The following is a 17,171-nucleotide window of genomic DNA, read 5'->3' as shown; positions in this document are numbered from 1 at the left end:
CCATTGGCACGTGAAAATCAAACAACAAAAACGTTAGATGGTTAACCGACTCTAAAGATGGCAATCCAAATTGAACAACCTCAGTTTTTTGAAAAACCGAGATTTTCAGAATCGACTAAGTAGTGATTTTAAAAGTAGTTAAAAAAGAGGCGAAAGCCTCTTTTTTATTTATATTAACGAGCAATTTGTTTATTTAAATTGGGCTTTTAATAGTGGCGTATAATTTTATTAGGTGAGATTTCTGGTGGTAATGTTACATCCACTTTTCTATACAAATGTATATTGCCTTCTAAGCGTGAACCTGAAGCGATGATAAGTTTAGGTTTTGAGTAATTCGCTCGGAAGAAGCCAAGTTTAGGTTTTGGCATTTCGGTAAACGTTATATCACCACCTAAACTCGCATTTTCTTCTATTATAATGTTGCCACTATCTGTTTGAATATTACCATCAACAGTTACGTTAGGCATCAGTCTTAAGGTGCCACTTGAACAAATAAGGCTCTCTTTTATTTGAGAGTTTTTATCAATTTTTGTGCTACCACTCAAGACCGCTATAGACTCAACTTGACACTGTTGTGCGATACTGAGTGAACCACTCGCTATTTCGATTTTCCCTATGTGACTACTCTCGTTGATCTTTACGCTACCGCTTGCGCTTTTTATTGCACCAATTTTGCAATTACTACCGACTCTAATACTGCCACTAATAGATACGATTGACTCAACGGTAGCATCATCTTGAACGATAACTTGGCCACTTACTGAGCAAATGTTACCGCTAGTATCCCCTTGTGCAACTTTTTGTGTACCGTGTGTACTACCAAAAATTGACCTTATTACACTTTCCATAATAAACCTTTCATCTTTAGTTTCATTTTAGTTTTAAACTCTACAGCTCACCGTATCTTAGCGAACAAAAAATGAGCGTCATACTGTCAGATCCGCCACTGTTTAATTTTTGATAGCGCAATAAAATACACAGTCAGGCTCACCCCATAAGAGTCAATTTGATTTCTTAAATAGAATGTAAGGGCTTTAATTATGGAAAGGATCGTTAGTTCGTTGTCGTTATCAAATGAGTTGAAATGCATGCTTGCAACCACGATTAGTGAAGCTTCTATTGAGGAGCCGGCTTTGTTGCAGCGCAGCTATGCGCAAGTAAAACAAGACTTAGATAATGGTGACTCATATGTTGTTGTAACGAGCGACTTCGAGGGTGAGACGGTAATAGGACATGCTTGTTTAAGAAAGTTATCAGATCGATTTGCTGAAATAGGAACAGCTTGGATTAGCCCTAATTTCAGAGGCAGAGGTATCTATAGCCGATTGAAAAAGTATGTTTTAAAGCAAGCGATTAAACAAGATTTATCTTTAATAGGAACTATTAAACCCAGTCCTGAAAATGGCTTGTCAACGTTGTTTAGCAGTGTAGCGTTGGACATTCTGCCAGTATCGTTTTCCTACCTTAAGCACACTGATATTGAAGCGTTTAAAAAGTGCTGTGCGTGTGGACCCAATAATAATTATAAATCGTGTCCGCTGCGCGATAAAAGCTGTATTTTAACGGTTCATGCTCGTTGTGATGAAGTGAAAAGTGCATCTAGGCAATTTTGTTCTTCTGCCGCAGAGCGCAGTCATTTTCTGAACGAAAGCTTAAAAGAGCTGTACTTAGAAAGCGCATAAACCAATGCGATATAAACACCTTTGTGATTGCCTCTGGTCTACCTATCTTCTCTTTTTAAAAACCCGCAATATCAGTTAGAATGCGTGTATCAATGCTTATGCATCAACCATACAACGTAAATACGGGACTTTCTTACGATGTCATTAACGACTGTTATTCTTGCTGCGGGTAAAGGCACTCGCATGCGCTCAAAACTACCTAAAGTGCTTCACCCTGTTGCAGCCAAGCCGATGGTGCAACACGTTATCGATAACGCATTTGCGTTGGGATCGACAAACATTAACTTGGTATATGGGCATGGCAGAGAGCAGCTGCAAGAAGCATTGTCTCATAACGATGTGAACTGGGTGCTGCAAGAGGAGCAGCTGGGTACAGGTCATGCTGTGGCTGTCGCAAAACAGCACATTGGTGATGATGATACAGTTTTGATTCTATATGGTGATGTGCCACTGACCAAACGCGAAACACTGGAGCGTCTATTAGCCATAACACCAAAAAATGGCCTTGCAGTGTTAACCGTTATACTTGAAAACCCCATGGGTTATGGCCGTATGCTGCGAGAAAATGGCAAGTTGGTTGGCATTGTGGAACAAAAAGATGCGACTCCGGAGCAATTAGCAATTAAAGAGATCAATACCGGCATCATGGCTGCGAATGGTCGCTTACTTAAAAAATGGTTAGGTGCATTATCTAATAATAATGCCCAAGGTGAGTATTACCTGACAGATATTGTTGCGATGGCGCATAACGAAGGTGTTGAGATCACATCAGCACAACCTGAGCACCCGATGGAAGTTGAAGGGGCTAATAACCGCGTGCAGTTAGCCGCGCTTGAGCGTGCTTATCAAGCTTGGCAGGCTGAAAAATTGATGCTCAATGGTGCGAGTTTGGCAGATCCGAACAGAATTGACGTACGTGGTGAAGTGACCACGGGGCAAGATGTCTCAATCGACATCAACGTGATTTTTGAAGGCAAAGTAGACATAGGTAATGATGTTATCATTGGGCCAAATTGTGTACTTAAAAACTGTGTGATTGGTGATAGTGTTGTTATTAAAGCGAATACGCTGATAGAAGATGCACAGGTTGCTGCCAAGTGCACATTGGGCCCGTTTGCACGCCTAAGACCGGGTGCAATTATGGAAGAAGACTCTCACGTGGGTAACTTTGTTGAGATGAAAAAAACCAGACTTGGCAAGGGCTCAAAAGCCAATCACTTGACCTATTTAGGTGATGCTGAGATAGGTGAGAAAGTGAACATAGGTGCAGGCACAATAACTTGTAACTATGATGGCGTGAATAAATCAAAAACCATTATTGGCGATAATGCCTTTATCGGTTCTAATACCGCATTAGTCGCCCCTGTCACCATAGGTGAAACCGCAACGGTTGGCGCTGGTTCGGTGATCACCGCAACCGTAGAGAACGAACAGCTTGCAGTGGCTCGCGCCAAACAAAGAAATTTAAATGGTTGGCAAAGGCCGACAAAAAAATCTTAACTAACTGTGTCATGTTGTTAAAAGAGCGCTTAAAAGGCGCTCTTTTTGGTTTAAGGCATATGGTCAATCACTGAATTGTAGTGCTTACAAAATTATCCAACGGATATCTACCAAGGCTTTTTAATTGCGTTAAATGTAGAATGTTCAACGTTAAAAATGACAGGTACACGCCGTATATTGGGCGCGTTCCTTTTTGTCGCTTACCATGGTACATTGTGACTTCGATGAAGAAAATTTAACAATAATGTTACCCGAAGTAGAGCTATGGAAAACTTATTCCGCAAAGAAGTGATGGAAAACAAGCGGCACAGACTAGAAGGTGCAGTCTCTTTGGTACAGCCCCCTCTTTTTAGCACGCTAGCTGTGATGATAGTGGCAGTGGTTGTTGTCAGTCTTGTCTTTTTATCGTTAGGCAAGTATACGCGAAAAGAGCGAGTATCAGGTGTAATTGAACCTAATACGGGTATCTTGCGACTTAAAGCTCCCCAAACAGGTGTTGTCTCAGAAATTTTGGTTAAAGAAGGCCAGTATGTAGAGCAAGGTGAACCGTTATTGCGTATTGCCTCTGCTAAGCACAGCACGCATGCTGTGGAACTGAATCAGGCGTTGTTGAATCAATATAACTTTCAATTAAGTGCATTAGAGCAACGCATTGCTCAGCAGCAGCGCCAAAATAAACTCGCGCTCAATGAACTGTCTCAGCAAAAAGCATCAGCACAAGCGCGTTTAAAAGAGCTTGAAGGGCAAGCCCAAACATTTGCTGAACGTTTGACGTTAAACGAGCAAATGGTATTTCAAATAGGCACTTTGAAGGGAACTGGTTATATTTCTGAGCTAGAGCTGCAAAGGCAAAAAGATACCTTGTTGTCTTTAAAGCAGCAGGCGTCGAGCATTCAATCTGAGCGCTTGGCATTGCAAAGTCAAATTGAGCAACTTGAAAATCAACTTGAGCAACTACCGCTAGAGCAAAGCGATCATCTATCACAACTGCAATCACAAAAAGCGGAGTTGCAAATTCAGCTCTCGTCAGTAGAGCAACAACGTCTTGGAGAGCTTAGAGCACCAAAAGCCGGAGTGGTCAGTGGTTTAATGGCTAAGGTGGGTAAAAATGTCACCAATGGCCAGAACTTGCTCTCGGTATTACCGGAAAATAGCCAAATGCAGGCCATTATTTTTGTGCCAACCAGTGCCTTTGGTTTTGTTAAAGAAGGGCAGCCAACGCGTTTAAGATATCATGCTTTTCCTCATGAAAAATTTGGTGTTTACGATGGACACGTAATTGAGGTAAGCCAAAGTGTTATTTTTCCTGATGAAACCAACACGCCAGGTATCATTTCTGCTCCTGCATATCGCGTGGTTGTGGCATTAGAGCAGCAAGCTGTGCAAGCGTATGGGAAAGACTCAGCGTTACGTCCAGGTATGACACTAGACGCAGACATTATTATCGAAGAGCGCTCGTTATTAAGGTGGCTATTCGATCCGGTATTTAGCATCAAAGGTCAGCTGTAAGCTGTAAACAAAGGAAAAGGCGGCTTATTATGCATGTTGAAGATGAATCACCCGTAGCTAAGCTACAGTTTTGGTCAAGAAAATCTCTGCCTATTATTTTGCAATCAGAAGCCGCTGAATGTGGTTTAGCTAGTCTAGCCATGGTTGCGGCTTATCATGGCTATAACAGCGATCTGATCTCGCTGCGGCAAAAATTTAGTATCTCTTTAGAAGGGGCAACGCTTCTAGATATTATGCATTTTGCTGAAAAGCTCGAATTGACCTCTCGACCGCTGCGTATTGAACTTGAAGATCTCGATGCGCTGCAAACACCGTGCATATTGCACTGGGATATGAACCACTTTGTGGTATTAAAAAAGGCCAATGAAAAACGCATTGTGATCCATGACCCCGCGTCAGGAGAAAAAACCTTTACCCTAGAAGAGGCCTCTAAGCATTTTACTGGCATAGCGCTTGAGCTAACACCCACGAAGAATTTTGAAAAACAAGAAGCTAAGCCATCCTTAAAGTTTTCTGATTTTTGGAGCCGGATCACAGGTCTTAAGCGCTCGCTACTACTTATTTTTGCGCTATCGGTTTTGTTGCAAGTATTTACGCTTGCATCACCTTATTATATTCAGTTGGTTATTGATGATGTGATCCTTACAGGGGACACCTCATTACTGACCGTGTTGGCTGTCGGTTTCTTCTTGGTATTGGCCTTCGAAATAGCAACCAATGCTTTACGGGGCTTTACGCTGTTGCATTTTGGTAACCAAATGAACATTCAACTGGGCGCCAACTTATTTCATCATTTGGTCCGTTTGCCTTTAAGCTATTTTGAAACTCGTCATATGGGTGATGTGGTATCTAGGTTTGGATCGTTGCAGCAGGTAAAACAGCTACTTACAACCGGAGTAATTGAAGCCATTATCGATGGTTTGATGGCGATCATTACATTGGCGATGATCTTTTTCTACTCGCCTATGTTGTCATTAGTGGTGTTGATTGCCGTAGTGCTATATGCCTTGGTCCGCGTGGCGATGTACAAACCATTTCGTACCATCAGCGAGCAAGAGATCATGGCGCGCGCTGAAGAAAACTCCAACTTTATGGAGACGGTACGCGGCATTCAAACCATTAAGTTGTTTGGCTCTGAAGTTAAGCGCGAAGGTCAATGGCAAAACCGCTATGCCAATGCAATCAATCAGAATATTCGCTTAGGCAACTTTCAAATCGGTTATGATGCCATTAACCGAGCTTTGTTTGGCATAGAGAATATTGTTGTTGTATACCTAGCTGCGCAATTAGTTATTCAAGGTGGCTTTAGTACCGGTATGTTGTTTGCGTTTATGTCTTATAAGCGTCAATTTATGGATAAAACCGCGAATCTGATTGAAAAATTCATTGAGTTTAAAATGCTTGGGTTGCACTTTGATCGTATCGCAGATATCGCGCTCACTGAAAAAGAACAGCTTCAGCCAGATAAAACGAAGCGCCATACTATTGAAGGTAATATTGAAATAAAGAATGTGAGTTTTGCTTATTCAGACGCATCGGCTAACGTTTTGAATAATCTAAGCTTAAAAATTAACGCGGGTGAGTCTGTTGCCATTACGGGCCCGTCAGGCTGTGGTAAGTCTACGTTACTTAAAATCATGTTGGGCTTGATCCCAATTAAAAGCGGCGAAGTGCTTATCGACGGTATTCCTTTGGAGCAAATTGGTGCTCGCCAGTATCGTCAGCAAATCGCAGCGGTGATGCAAGATGATGAGCTGTTATCAGGCTCTGTAGCAGATAATATCGCCTTTTTTGACACGCCGATTGATATGCAAAAAGTGGTGTATTGTGCTGATCTTGCGGCGATTCATGATGACATTAGTGCGATGCCCATGGGCTATGACAGCTTGATTGGTGATATGGGTTCGAGTCTGTCTGGGGGGCAAAAGCAGCGTATTATTCTTGCAAGAGCCTTGTACAAAGACCCCAAAATCCTATTTATGGATGAAGCGACTAGCCACCTTGATACCAGTTTAGAGTCAGACATCAATGATGCCGTATCACGGCTAAAAATTACGCGAGTGATAATCGCTCACCGTAAAGAAACCATTGCGTCCGCAGATCGTGAAATCAAACTAAGTAAATATAAAGAGCCAAGCCCCACAGAGGCGTAGTGACAAAAATAACAATAACGAACTACTCATTTTGCAGCTTTATAATAAAAAGGCTTAAGGAAAAGTATGAATAATAAGAATGGTAACCTTTTGGAAAACAAAGAAAAAATAGAGAAAATCGTTCACCTTCTCGCCTCCGAGGTCAGTCACTTAGATACCTCAGAACACAACCATGGCTTGCTCAGCGGTATCGCAGGCCATTTGCTATTTTTGTACCAAGCTCACCAATGGAATGCTGATTGGGTTGATGAAGCGGTATTTACGCAAAAGCTAGAGCAGCTTCAAGAGGGGCTAGCAGAACAGACTTTTGAGTTGAGTTATGGCTTAGCAGGCCAAGCTTGGCTGTTAGAGTATCTAAACCAAGCAGATAAAGAAGACTATGATGCTGAGCTATTAGAAGACGTTGATCAATTGTTTTGTAATGCATTGGCGCATGACCCATGGCCGGGAGAAATTGAGTCTGTGCTTGGTCTTGCCGGTTACAGTCCTTACGCAGCAAGACGCGCGCTTTATAGTGACCAAGCTGAGCTTTGGAAGGTGATAGTGAGAGGCTTGGGCAGCGTTGCAAGTCGACTCGATAACGGTCACATTACGTGGTCTCAACCTAGCAACTCTGTTTATCGACTCAATAAAGAGGTAGCTGATGAACCTGAATATAACCTCGGCTTGGCACATGGTGTGCCGGGTATAATTGCAGCTTTGTTGCCGGCATTAGCAATTGACGAATTAAAAGCACAAGTGGGTGAGTTGCTCCAAGGTAGCTGTGATTGGTTATTGGCGCAGCAAAACGCCGATACAGAAAGTTCATGCTATGGGACGTGTGTACCAAGCGAACATCACGACTCGCGGTTGGGTTGGTGTTATGGCGACTTAACCATTGCCTTGACTTTAGCCCGTGTCGGCAAGGCAATAGATAGACCAAGTTACGTCGAGAAAGCTTTAGAGATAGCGTTACACACCACTAAAAGAGATGCTAAAGCGGGTCAAATCAACGATGCCGGTCTTTGCCATGGTTTTGCCGGAATGGTGACTATTTATCAATTGCTCAATCAAGTAATGCCTCATCCAGAGTTGGCATCTGCGATGCAAACTTGGCTTGATTACACGTTAGAGCAGTTCGAGCAGCGCGGTATTGAAGCAATGTATTGCTTTGATGGTAGAGAGAAAAAATATGTGGTGGATTTTGGGTTCTTAATGGGCTACTCAGGTATTGGCATGGCGTTACTCGGTGTGCTCAATGATGACACTAGCTGGACTGACTGTTTGTTGATGGCTTAACGGAGGATGTATGACGACTAATTCAAAACAAGCCAATACCACTTTACAGCCGATTGAAAATGCGCCGTTTTTTGTTGTGCGCACTCCGCGTCTTGCAGTCGAACACTTACATGCATTTTCGGCGCCTGATGCAGATAGCAATGCCGTGCTCAATGACTGGCTAGAGATCCCAGGCGTGCTTGAAGCGCTATATTTAGCGAGTCCTTCACTACTTGAACGTATTGAACAATGGCGCAATAAACCTGATTCAAAACAAGGTAAAAAGGTTGCGCATGCGCTGATAAAATACATGATACGTATGTGTTCGCGTCCGACGCCATTTGGCTTATTCTCAGGTGTGCATATGGGGCAAGTTGGCAATCAAACGACATTGGTTGGCGGCGAACATACCCAAGATGACCGTAGCACTCGCCTTGATATGTTTTATTTATCGGCTTTAAAAGAGCATTTTATTAAGCACGCATCGCGCTCAGACGCTTTAAAATATAAGCCTAACTCATCTCATTATTTTATTGCTCAGCAATGTCGATACATCGAAACATACCTCTCTGATGACAGTATGCAGTATCGTTTGAGTGCAGTAGAGAGCGACGAATACTTCAAATTTGCCTTAGAAAGCGCCAAACCCGGTTTAAGCTTTAATGCGCTGGTAGACGTGTTTTGTGCGCAATACCCCGAAGCAGATAAAGAAGACGTTGAAGGTTATATTCAAGACTTAATTGATGAAGGCGTTCTGCAAGCTGATATTCCTTTGCCATTGACAGGGGATTCTCCCGACTTGGCACTTCTTAAGTCTTTGCAAGCAATCGAAGAGCGCGAGACAGCCGATCACCTCGCTACTGCACTTGCGCAAGTTGAGCTTTTAGATGAGCAAAAAACTGGACAGATAACACCTTATAAGCAGATTTTAGCGCACCTAGAGCGCTTACCGATTAAAGTTCAGGAGAACAAGCTTTTTCAATCGGATGTTTATCGCCATTTTGAGCAGTGCCAGCTCAGTGAAATGGAGATCAGCCGTTTAAAGAAACAGTTAGATCTTATTGCTGGGTTAAGCATAGACTCAACAACGCCTGTCATGAGCGAATTTATGACGCAATTTAATGCCCGCTTTGAAGGTCAATTTGTACCACTGGACGTTATTTTAGATGACGAGTCGGGGATTGGTATTTCAGATGAAACTGGCTACGACGCGCCATTGATTGCCGGTCTACCGCTGGGTAATCGACAAGCGCAAAATGGCAGATCTGCGCCGCCAGTTAACATACTAGATCGTATTATTGATGATGCGATCAGCCTACCAGAAAATAGAGCAAAAGATTGTATCGTTTTAAAAAGTAAAGAGCTCAAATCGCAAGTGACCAATAAAGATGCGGTGAACAAGTTTCCCAGTTCATTTTCTGCCATGCTCAGCGTGTATGAAGATGAAAAACATAACCCCGTTGTTAAGCTGAACGGATGTTATGGGCCGTCATCGGCAAATCTGTTAGGTCGTTTTTGTCATTTAGATACATCATTAAAAGAGCATGTGATTGCGCAGTTGCACAAGGAGCAAGCCCATTCGCCGGATGTTATTTTCGCTGAAGTGGTACACATGCCAGAAGGACGACCTGGTAATGTGATAGCGCGTCCTCACTTACGTGAATACGAAATCGTGTTTATGGCTGACAGTTCGTTGGCTGGTGAATATCAAATTCCATTGAGTGACTTACACGTTTGGGTTGAGGGGCAGAAGGTTAAGCTATGGAGTAAACGCTTAAATAAGCAAGTGGTACCAAGGTTATCTAGCGCACACAACTACTCAGCAAGAAGCTTAAGTGCTTATAAATTTCTGTGTATGTTGCAACATCAGTCGGGCAGAGCGCCAAACTTTCACATGCCAAGCAGTACCGCGCAAAGTGCGTTTGTCCCTCGTATCATGCTCGATAACTTAATCTTGAGCGAAAAAACATGGCGCATTGAGCGAGCGCAATTAGAAGCGGTCGCGCCAAAGGGACAGTTTGATAAAGACAAGCTCAACGCATTAATGGCCAAGTATCAACTTGATGCCCAAGTAAGCTATGCCATGTCAGACAATGTCTTGCAGTTGGATTTAACCAATCCAGATATGTTTGCCATTTTACTTTCCGAAACCCAAGGCGCAACGCGCGTTGAGCTCAAAGAAGTACTTAGCAGTCAATATCAATCAAGGGTAGTAGACGCACAAGGTCAGCACTATAACAACGAGCTGATAGTACCTCTTTTCAATGCCAATGCCGCTAAGCATGTACACTTTGCCGACAATCCGATTGCCAATATTACAGCAGAGCCGATTAAGCGTCGTTTTAGTGCCGGTTCGCAGTGGTTGAGCTTAAAAATATACTCGGGTAACTCGTTAGTTGAACAACTGCTCAGTGAGCAACTACAGCCACTGATTGAGCAACATAGTGAGCTATACGACAAGTGGTTTTTTATTCGTTATAGCGATCCCGATTGGCACTTAAGGTTGCGCTTTTTTGGTGAGCCGCAGGTGCTATGTGGTCAGCTATTACCTCTGCTTAATCAGCTACTTGATCCGATGATTGAGCAAGGTGAGCTACATAAAGTGGAGTTGATGACTTACGAGCGCGAGGTGGAGCGTTATGGTGGGCCGCAGTCAATGGCCTTGGTTGAATCTTTGTTTATGTTCGACAGCGTATTTATAGCCAAAGTGTGCGCGCTCATTGAAGAGCATGGTGAGCAAGTACGCTGGCGTGCTGCGCTCCTCTACACCGACAGGTTACTCACGCTCTTTAACTATGATCACGATGCTAAATTGGCGTTGATAAGCAGACTTAGAGACGGATTTGGGCAAGAGTTTGGCGACAGTAGTGTACTGAGAAAACAGCTTGGCAATCGTTATCGAGATTATCAGCAAGACTTAGACAAAGATTTTGCGCAGTTTAATCAGTCGTCGGTACAAGCCAGCGATGAGCTGCAAAATGATTTGTTTGCTTTGCTTGTGCAGTGGCAAGAGCAGGCTGAACCTGTGGTGGAACAATTGAATCAACTCATTAGTGATGACGCTCTAAACTGTAGCAGAGACTCTTTATTAGGGTCACTATTGCATATGCACAATAACCGCATGTTCAAAGCCTATGGCCGTGAGCAAGAGCTGGTGATCCACGATTTGTTGCGCAGAAAGTATTTCTCGGCCAATAAACAGCAATAATATCATTGAGTAATGTGCAGCTTAGTCACAGAGCCGCACATTTTTGACGATATTCGACTACAGTTGAACAAACAAAATGGGTTCTTAGAGGCAAGTATATGAAAAAGGCGCAGGTCTTTTTGCTTATCGCAGTCATGTTAGTCTATGGCCTAAGCGCTTGGGCGCAGGGATTGGTGAATGAGCTGAAGGTATTCGAGCCTTACTTAGGCACGTGGCAGGCTGACTTTCCTGTTGAGCAAGGCAAGCCAGTGATGCAAGATGTTAGTCACTGGGAAAGAACGCTAAATGGCACCGCAGTACGAACGCTACACTCAATTAATGCTGGCGAGTATGGGGGCGAGTCGCTTATTTTCTGGGATAAAACCAAGCAGCAGATTGTATTTTATTACTTTACTACCGCGGGGTTTTATACCACAGGCACCATTACTACTTCAGATGATGGCAGCTTTATTGCCTACGAAGATGTTGCGGGCAACCAAGATGGTATTAGTAAGGTAAAATCTTCCAGTCGTTTTGTTGATGGGAAATTGCGTGTTGCCACGCAATATCTTAAATATGGCACTTGGACCAAGCCCGAAACGCGAGAGTATGAACCTTCAAATAAAACCGTAAAATTTCATTAAGTTACTTGTTTGTGCCGAGTGTTTATTAATGCTCGGCCGTCATTTTATTAACGGTCAGCTAAAAACAAGGTCAGCGTGTCGCCAACACGCAATGTATCTTTAGATAACGCATTCCATTTTTTTATATTGCTGATTGAGACTTTAAAGTGTTTGGCGATGCGCCATAAACTATCCCCCGAGCGAACGGTGTAATCAAGCTGTTGATCTGCCAAAATCGGCAGTAACAGCGTGTCTCCTGCGCGTATATGATTAGAGTTCAATTGATTAAAGGTTTTCAGCTGAGCCACACTCAAAGCATGGCGCTTGGCAATCACACTTAAACTATCCCCACGCTGTACAGTGTACTGCTGCCATTGTGAGCTGGGCATTGCGGGTAAATGCGCTAAATACGCCTGCCATTGAGGCGCTTGTTCTATTGGCAGGACGATATGTTTGGGCCCATCTAATAGGGCAGGAAAGCGGGTATAGCCGGGGTTGAGTGTTTGTAGCGCTTGCCATTGCTTATCGGTATTTAAAATCACACCTTGCTGTAATGCCCTGATAGCAATTGCTGGTCGATTAGTTATTTTTGGAAAAACCATCTCTTGCTCACGCAATAGCTGCGCTGCAGCAAGTAGCTTAGGCACATAGTGGCGGGTTTGTTTGGGTAAAGATAAAGCAAAAAAGTCGCTTGATTTACCGCGGCGCTGATTGTTTTTGATTGCTTGGGCGACTCGGCCCTCACCAGTATTGTAGGCAGCAATCGCATGGTACCAATTACCATCAAAGCGCTTGTGTAAATAGGTTAAAAAATCAAGTGCAGCGTTGGTGGCATCAACGATATCCTGGCGACCATCATACCAAGGGCTAATTTTTACACCGTAATGTTTGGCGATTAAAGGCGTTAGCTGCCAAAGACCCGAAGCATGCTTATGCGAATAGGCTGAGGTATCAAAGTCGCTTTCGATCAGTGGCATGAGCGCCAATTCTATCGGTAAGCCACGGCTTTCTACTTGTTTTACCACATAATGTAAAAATGGTGCGGCACGTTGGCTTATTACATCCATATAGTTTGGATGAGACATATACCAATCAACCCTATCTTGCACCGCTTGATGGTTACTCGGTGCAAAGGCCAATTGTGCGCGAATGCGTTGCCATACGTCCTGATACTCATGAGGTTGCAAAGGCGTAGTTTGAGTGCGCTCTGGTTTGGGTGAACTTGGTTGTTGCTTAGCAACCGAGGGGTTTGTGTGCGCAGGCTCTTGCGGTTCAACATGCTGTTTAGAGACGCTTACACAGCCATTCAAAAACAGCGCAAGCACTAAGAAAAAGGGTCGAAAAAAATGCATAGTCAGCCATATTATTTATCGTTGTTTGTACCGATTGTAACTTAAGGTGATCGGGTTGTATAAGGCTCACTTACTCTAAAGTGGTGGGATTAATCAGGTATGAATGTTGAAAATATAGCAGCAGAAGCCCACGGAGGGCTTCATTAAAAACTTATAAACAATGACCACCATCCACTCTAATATGGGCGCCGCGCATCATGTTAGAGCCTTGAGAGATTAAAAATGCAAGTGCGCTGACCATGTCGTGTGGTTCAAGAATACGCCCTGCAGGTGTAGTGGCTAGGCTTTGTTCAAACTCATCAATTTGCTCAGGTTGCATCCCTGCTTTTGCTTGTATTTCTGTGAGGGTAACACCTGGGCGCAGGTAATTAATGCGAATGCCACGCTCAGCCCATTCAACATTCAAGGTATTGGCAAGCGCCTCAAATGCCGCCTTACTCGCTGAGTAAATTGCGGTGTTAGCGAATACTTTTTCAACTACGATACTCGATACATACACCACACTGGTTGGATTATTCAGGTGTGGTAGCAAAGCTTGCAGCATCATTGCAGGCCCGGTGAAGTTGACGCTCATAGTTTTTTCAAAATTAGCTAATTGCTCATGCTCAAATTGATTCGGATAAAACACGCCAGCATTGAGTATCACAGCATCTAGCGTGATGTTATCGTACTCTAACGAGGCTGCGAGGGTTTGGATCTGATCATAATTGCTGTTGTCGCAAAGTACCCCTTTGAGGGTTTGTTCTTGCCCAACAAAAGGGCTCAGTTGGTCGATAGTCGCTGCTATTTTATCGCTATTTCTACCGGTAAATATGACGCTCCAGCCTAGTTGCAGTAAATGTTTGGCGGTCGCTAAACCAATCCCCGCTGTCGCGCCGGTAAGCAAAACGGTGTTAGTAGACATGTATCACTCCTTTATTAATTTAGGTACAAAGTTACCAACACCATTGATGCCTGACTAGATAACAAATAAGCACTTCATTGGTTATAAAATCGCACTAATTAAAGCTGGCTTCGCAGCGTCAACCTCAGCTCGCTTTGGGTTGTTTCATTCGTTATTTGATAGCCATCTAATTTACCCGCGCGTGTTGGTTGGTAAAATTGTCGTAAGTACTGGGTCTTTTCTTTTTCAACGGCGTTTGCTTCAATTCGCAGTTGAGTTTTGCTGGCCAAAGGCATTTCGAAAAATATCGATGTGCTTGCGCTATCGCGCTCAAGCGACTTTTCAGCAACGTAGTATTGTGTTTCGCGCGTGCGTGCACTCAATTCAATGCCCCATGAGAGCGTGTCATAGTTATGTCTAAACTCGGCGCTCAAGGTATGCGGGGTAAGCTCATTGATAGCGCGTATACCACCGAGCGGATCATGATAGCGAGCTTGGCGATATTGATAGTCAAGCGAGAGGGTACTATTGGCTAATAACACATCCGTTTTAAGATCAATAACAGCATCTAGGCCGTTGAGGTGAGCACGTCCTGCATTGGCGATGCCTTCGTTGCTGTCATTGAGTTGCATCGATTCATGAATATCTCGCTGCCACTGTCTGAATACCTTACTGTTAATGGTGACATACTCACTCGTAGCGTAATTTAACTGCATGGATAACTCGCTATAACGACTCGGTTTTATATTGTTATTGCCAAGTTGAACACGATCAAAGCTGATGTCTTGGCTCACCACAAACAAGGCAAAGTCTAATTGCTCAACATGCTGCTTAAATTGCCAGTTTATATTCCAATGCTCTGTATCGTAAGAGAGTCTTAGCAAAGGTTTAATATGGCGCTTTGAGTGTTCGTTTGCGTCGTGTGTATGTGTGTTCAAAGTGGCAAATTCGACGTTTAACTTACTATAAAGTTGCCAAGCATCGTTGATTTGCCAGTTTATAGCGCCAAAGGGCTGATAGCGTGTTTCCGATACTTGGTTATACACCACTTGGTTGGCTGAATGCGTATTTGCCTGTAGTTGATTGTGGCTAAACTCTAAACCCCATTGTGGCTCAAAATACCAATCTTTAGCTTGTATAGACAACTGAACTGCATGTTCTTTATGGTGTTTATTTTGAATAAATGGCTCAGCCTGCACATTTAACTCGGTGATAGTTTTAGCCTGTTGGTTGTCGGTTACTAAAGCTGTTAGCTGCAACTCAAAGCTGTCATACACGGTCGTTTGCCAATCAACGCCTAGTTGATACTCATCCATATCAAGCCACTCTAGAGTGTGTGAGTTATCATAAGCTGCAGCGCTGTTGGGCTCAAAATAGGCATGTATAAAGTCGGTTTGCCAGCGCTCGGTCCAAAACTGACTGGTCAGTTGCAGGTTGCTTGTATCGGTGGCCATGGTGGATTGCGTGCCGAGTTGAAACTCGCCAAGCTGTTCAATGAAGTCTTCTGTTTGTTGCTCAAGTAACATCCCTTGCTGAGTATATTCGTCGGCAATGTAGTTAGACTCATAACGATTATTGCGTGCTTTGATACTTAACTGGTGTTGCCAGTTTAACCAAGGTGAGCGTATCTGAGCATCGAGCCCTGTCACAGCACGCTTACTGTCTCGAAGCGCTAGGCTTGACTGCACATCAATGGTAGTTGATGCATTGTTAACTTTAATATTAATAACTTGGGTGTGTTGAGATGCACTGCTAAAAGGGTGATTTGCCTGATAAAAATCAATATATTCCACCTGATCAAGGCTGAGCTTTGCCAATATATCGCTCAACGATTGGGTTTTGCTTTGTACCGCTATGCCGTTAATTAACACATTGCCAGATGTATTTGCTAAGCCTCTTTGTGTACTTCCTTCTTGTAATACAAACCCCGGCGTTTGCGTGATCATATCCAAAGCGTGCTGGGCGTTAAACTGGTTAAAATGGCTTGCTAAAAAGCGCTGGGCTTGGTGTTTGTCATCCGTTGATTCGCTTATTGCAAGTGCCGAGCCGCTGAAAAATAACAGCGCACCCAGTGCGGTTATCTGAATTGATTTCATTGTCTGTATTTTTACTCCATGTGATCCTGTCTGCCATTTGAAAATATCAAACTATATAAAACAATAGATTAGGGCTGGTTGGAGATATGCTGGGACGAATGCACCGCAGTGTTAGCGGTAGGATTCACGCTTACGCTGCGCTTAAAGACTTTACTTGTGAGTAGTAGCGTTTGCTGAGCGGTACGCTTTGCCCGTTGCTTAAATGGATCACAGCACTACCGGAAGGTTTGCGTTCAATGTGGGCGATGCAGCGAAGGTTAACCAAGTGAGAGCGATGGCAGCGCAGAAACAATGAAGCGGGCAGAGACTGCTCTATGTGAGTCAACGTGGCACGTTTGATATAGGTATCTTGTTGGGTGTGAATTTCAACATAGTTGCTTGCACCATTAATATTAACAATATCATCCAAAGCCAGTAGGGTTTTGTGTCGGCCTTGATCAACCAGTAGCATGGTGCTCTGGTGATCTAGCTGTGGGGTTTTCCAGAGTTTATGCCATATCACCGTACTGATAAGAAGAATAAGAAAGTGTGATGGGGCAAAGTACACCATGGTACTTGGGATATGATCCCGATAAACAAACACATCAAAAATAGCTTGATACGTCATGGTGGTGCAAAACATGGGTAGCAGAGTGAGCAAATAACCTTTTTTATTGAGTAAGTTAAGATGCTGTAGTTTATCTAGCAGCATAAAAGTAATGGGTGAGAATAGATACCAGATGAACCACTCTTGCAGTGCCCACCACCATGGGTTGTTGTATTTTTTGTCAGCAGCAACCAGCAGATCGTGCAAGCCCTCAATGGCACTGAGCACTAAGATAACTAAGGTCCATACCAAAGCGCAAAGTAGCCACTGATATTTTGTACGTTGATCAGGTGTGCTGATATGGGCTTTGAACTCTTGCATGCGAGACACCACGTTCCAAATA

The 17,171-nt window shown here is 43.5% G+C and carries 12 protein-coding genes; 7 read left to right on the top strand and 5 right to left on the bottom strand.

From position 1 onward, the window contains the following. Window positions 1–206: 206 nt before the first annotated feature. Window positions 207–848 (bottom strand): hypothetical protein, encoded by a 642-nt coding sequence (locus HC733_RS13410; protein ID WP_190365555.1) that lies wholly within the window; start codon window positions 846–848, stop codon window positions 207–209. Between the two features lie 192 nt (window positions 849–1,040). Here HC733_RS13410 and HC733_RS13405 point away from each other — a divergent pair, with 192 nt between their 5' ends. The 7 genes from HC733_RS13405 (at window position 1,041) to HC733_RS13375 (ending at window position 11,932) form a co-directional block, all read left to right on the top strand. Further along, on the top strand, window positions 1,041–1,682 hold the full coding sequence (locus HC733_RS13405; protein ID WP_190365554.1) for a GNAT family N-acetyltransferase: 642 nt from the start codon (window positions 1,041–1,043) through the stop codon (window positions 1,680–1,682). 138 nt (window positions 1,683–1,820) lie between these two features. After that, window positions 1,821–3,182: a bifunctional UDP-N-acetylglucosamine diphosphorylase/glucosamine-1-phosphate N-acetyltransferase GlmU gene (gene glmU, locus HC733_RS13400; RefSeq protein WP_190365553.1), complete on the top strand. Its 1,362-nt coding sequence runs from the start codon at window positions 1,821–1,823 to the stop codon at window positions 3,180–3,182. Between the two features lie 264 nt (window positions 3,183–3,446). After that, the gene (locus HC733_RS13395; protein WP_190365552.1) at window positions 3,447–4,691 is read left to right on the top strand and encodes an HlyD family efflux transporter periplasmic adaptor subunit; all 1,245 of its coding nucleotides are present in this window, start codon (window positions 3,447–3,449) and stop codon (window positions 4,689–4,691) included. Window positions 4,692–4,720: 29 nt separating this feature from the next. Continuing rightward, window positions 4,721–6,844, top strand: a complete 2,124-nt coding sequence (locus HC733_RS13390) for a peptidase domain-containing ABC transporter (RefSeq protein WP_190365551.1) — start codon at window positions 4,721–4,723, stop codon at window positions 6,842–6,844. 66 nt (window positions 6,845–6,910) lie between these two features. Further along, the gene (locus HC733_RS13385) at window positions 6,911–8,122 is read left to right on the top strand and encodes a lanthionine synthetase C family protein (protein ID WP_190365550.1); all 1,212 of its coding nucleotides are present in this window, start codon (window positions 6,911–6,913) and stop codon (window positions 8,120–8,122) included. A 10-nt stretch (window positions 8,123–8,132) separates the two neighbouring features. Next, window positions 8,133–11,309 carry a lantibiotic dehydratase gene (locus HC733_RS13380; RefSeq protein ID WP_190365549.1) on the top strand — a complete coding sequence of 1,059 codons (3,177 nt, stop codon included), beginning with the start codon at window positions 8,133–8,135 and terminating at the stop codon, window positions 11,307–11,309. 134 nt (window positions 11,310–11,443) lie between these two features. After that, window positions 11,444–11,932 carry a hypothetical protein gene (locus tag HC733_RS13375; protein ID WP_238937545.1) on the top strand — a complete coding sequence of 163 codons (489 nt, stop codon included), beginning with the start codon at window positions 11,444–11,446 and terminating at the stop codon, window positions 11,930–11,932. A 47-nt stretch (window positions 11,933–11,979) separates the two neighbouring features. On the opposite strand, the gene HC733_RS13370 is transcribed toward HC733_RS13375, so the two are convergent. The 4 genes from HC733_RS13370 to HC733_RS13355 form a co-directional block, all read right to left on the bottom strand. Beyond that, window positions 11,980–13,263 carry a LysM peptidoglycan-binding domain-containing protein gene (locus HC733_RS13370; RefSeq protein ID WP_190365547.1) on the bottom strand — a complete coding sequence of 428 codons (1,284 nt, stop codon included), beginning with the start codon at window positions 13,261–13,263 and terminating at the stop codon, window positions 11,980–11,982. A gap of 151 nt (window positions 13,264–13,414) precedes the next feature. Beyond that, entirely contained in the window at window positions 13,415–14,167 is a 753-nt protein-coding gene (locus HC733_RS13365) for an SDR family NAD(P)-dependent oxidoreductase (RefSeq protein ID WP_190365546.1), read from the bottom strand. Window positions 14,168–14,265: 98 nt separating this feature from the next. Beyond that, on the bottom strand, window positions 14,266–16,242 hold the full coding sequence (locus HC733_RS13360; RefSeq protein ID WP_190365545.1) for a hypothetical protein: 1,977 nt from the start codon (window positions 16,240–16,242) through the stop codon (window positions 14,266–14,268). Window positions 16,243–16,372: 130 nt separating this feature from the next. Beyond that, window positions 16,373–17,149 (bottom strand): LytR/AlgR family response regulator transcription factor, encoded by a 777-nt coding sequence (locus HC733_RS13355; RefSeq protein ID WP_190365544.1) that lies wholly within the window; start codon window positions 17,147–17,149, stop codon window positions 16,373–16,375. Window positions 17,150–17,171 lie beyond the last annotated feature (22 nt).

The sequence above is a fragment of the Pseudoalteromonas sp. S16_S37 genome, assembly GCF_014694405.1.
Taxonomy (GTDB): domain Bacteria; phylum Pseudomonadota; class Gammaproteobacteria; order Enterobacterales; family Alteromonadaceae; genus Pseudoalteromonas.
The sequence above is the reverse complement of the archived record's forward strand: the minus strand, read 5'-3'. Positions and strand labels throughout refer to the sequence as shown.

Bases quoted from the DNA above. Each gene is read 5' to 3' on its own strand.
- HC733_RS13360 (WP_190365545.1), bottom strand. From the start codon at position 16,242: ATGAAATCAATTCAGATAACCGCACTGGGTGCGCTGTTATTTTTCAGC.
- HC733_RS13390 (WP_190365551.1), top strand. From the start codon at position 4,721: ATGCATGTTGAAGATGAATCACCCGTAGCTAAGCTACAGTTTTGGTCA.
- HC733_RS13355 (WP_190365544.1), bottom strand. From the start codon at position 17,149: ATGCAAGAGTTCAAAGCCCATATCAGCACACCTGATCAACGTACAAAA.
- HC733_RS13405 (WP_190365554.1), top strand. From the start codon at position 1,041: ATGGAAAGGATCGTTAGTTCGTTGTCGTTATCAAATGAGTTGAAATGC.
- HC733_RS13365 (WP_190365546.1), bottom strand. From the start codon at position 14,167: ATGTCTACTAACACCGTTTTGCTTACCGGCGCGACAGCGGGGATTGGT.
- HC733_RS13385 (WP_190365550.1), top strand. From the start codon at position 6,911: ATGAATAATAAGAATGGTAACCTTTTGGAAAACAAAGAAAAAATAGAG.
- HC733_RS13395 (WP_190365552.1), top strand. From the start codon at position 3,447: ATGGAAAACTTATTCCGCAAAGAAGTGATGGAAAACAAGCGGCACAGA.
- HC733_RS13370 (WP_190365547.1), bottom strand. From the start codon at position 13,263: ATGCATTTTTTTCGACCCTTTTTCTTAGTGCTTGCGCTGTTTTTGAAT.
- glmU (WP_190365553.1), top strand. From the start codon at position 1,821: ATGTCATTAACGACTGTTATTCTTGCTGCGGGTAAAGGCACTCGCATG.
- HC733_RS13380 (WP_190365549.1), top strand. From the start codon at position 8,133: ATGACGACTAATTCAAAACAAGCCAATACCACTTTACAGCCGATTGAA.
- HC733_RS13375 (WP_238937545.1), top strand. From the start codon at position 11,444: ATGTTAGTCTATGGCCTAAGCGCTTGGGCGCAGGGATTGGTGAATGAG.
- HC733_RS13410 (WP_190365555.1), bottom strand. From the start codon at position 848: ATGGAAAGTGTAATAAGGTCAATTTTTGGTAGTACACACGGTACACAA.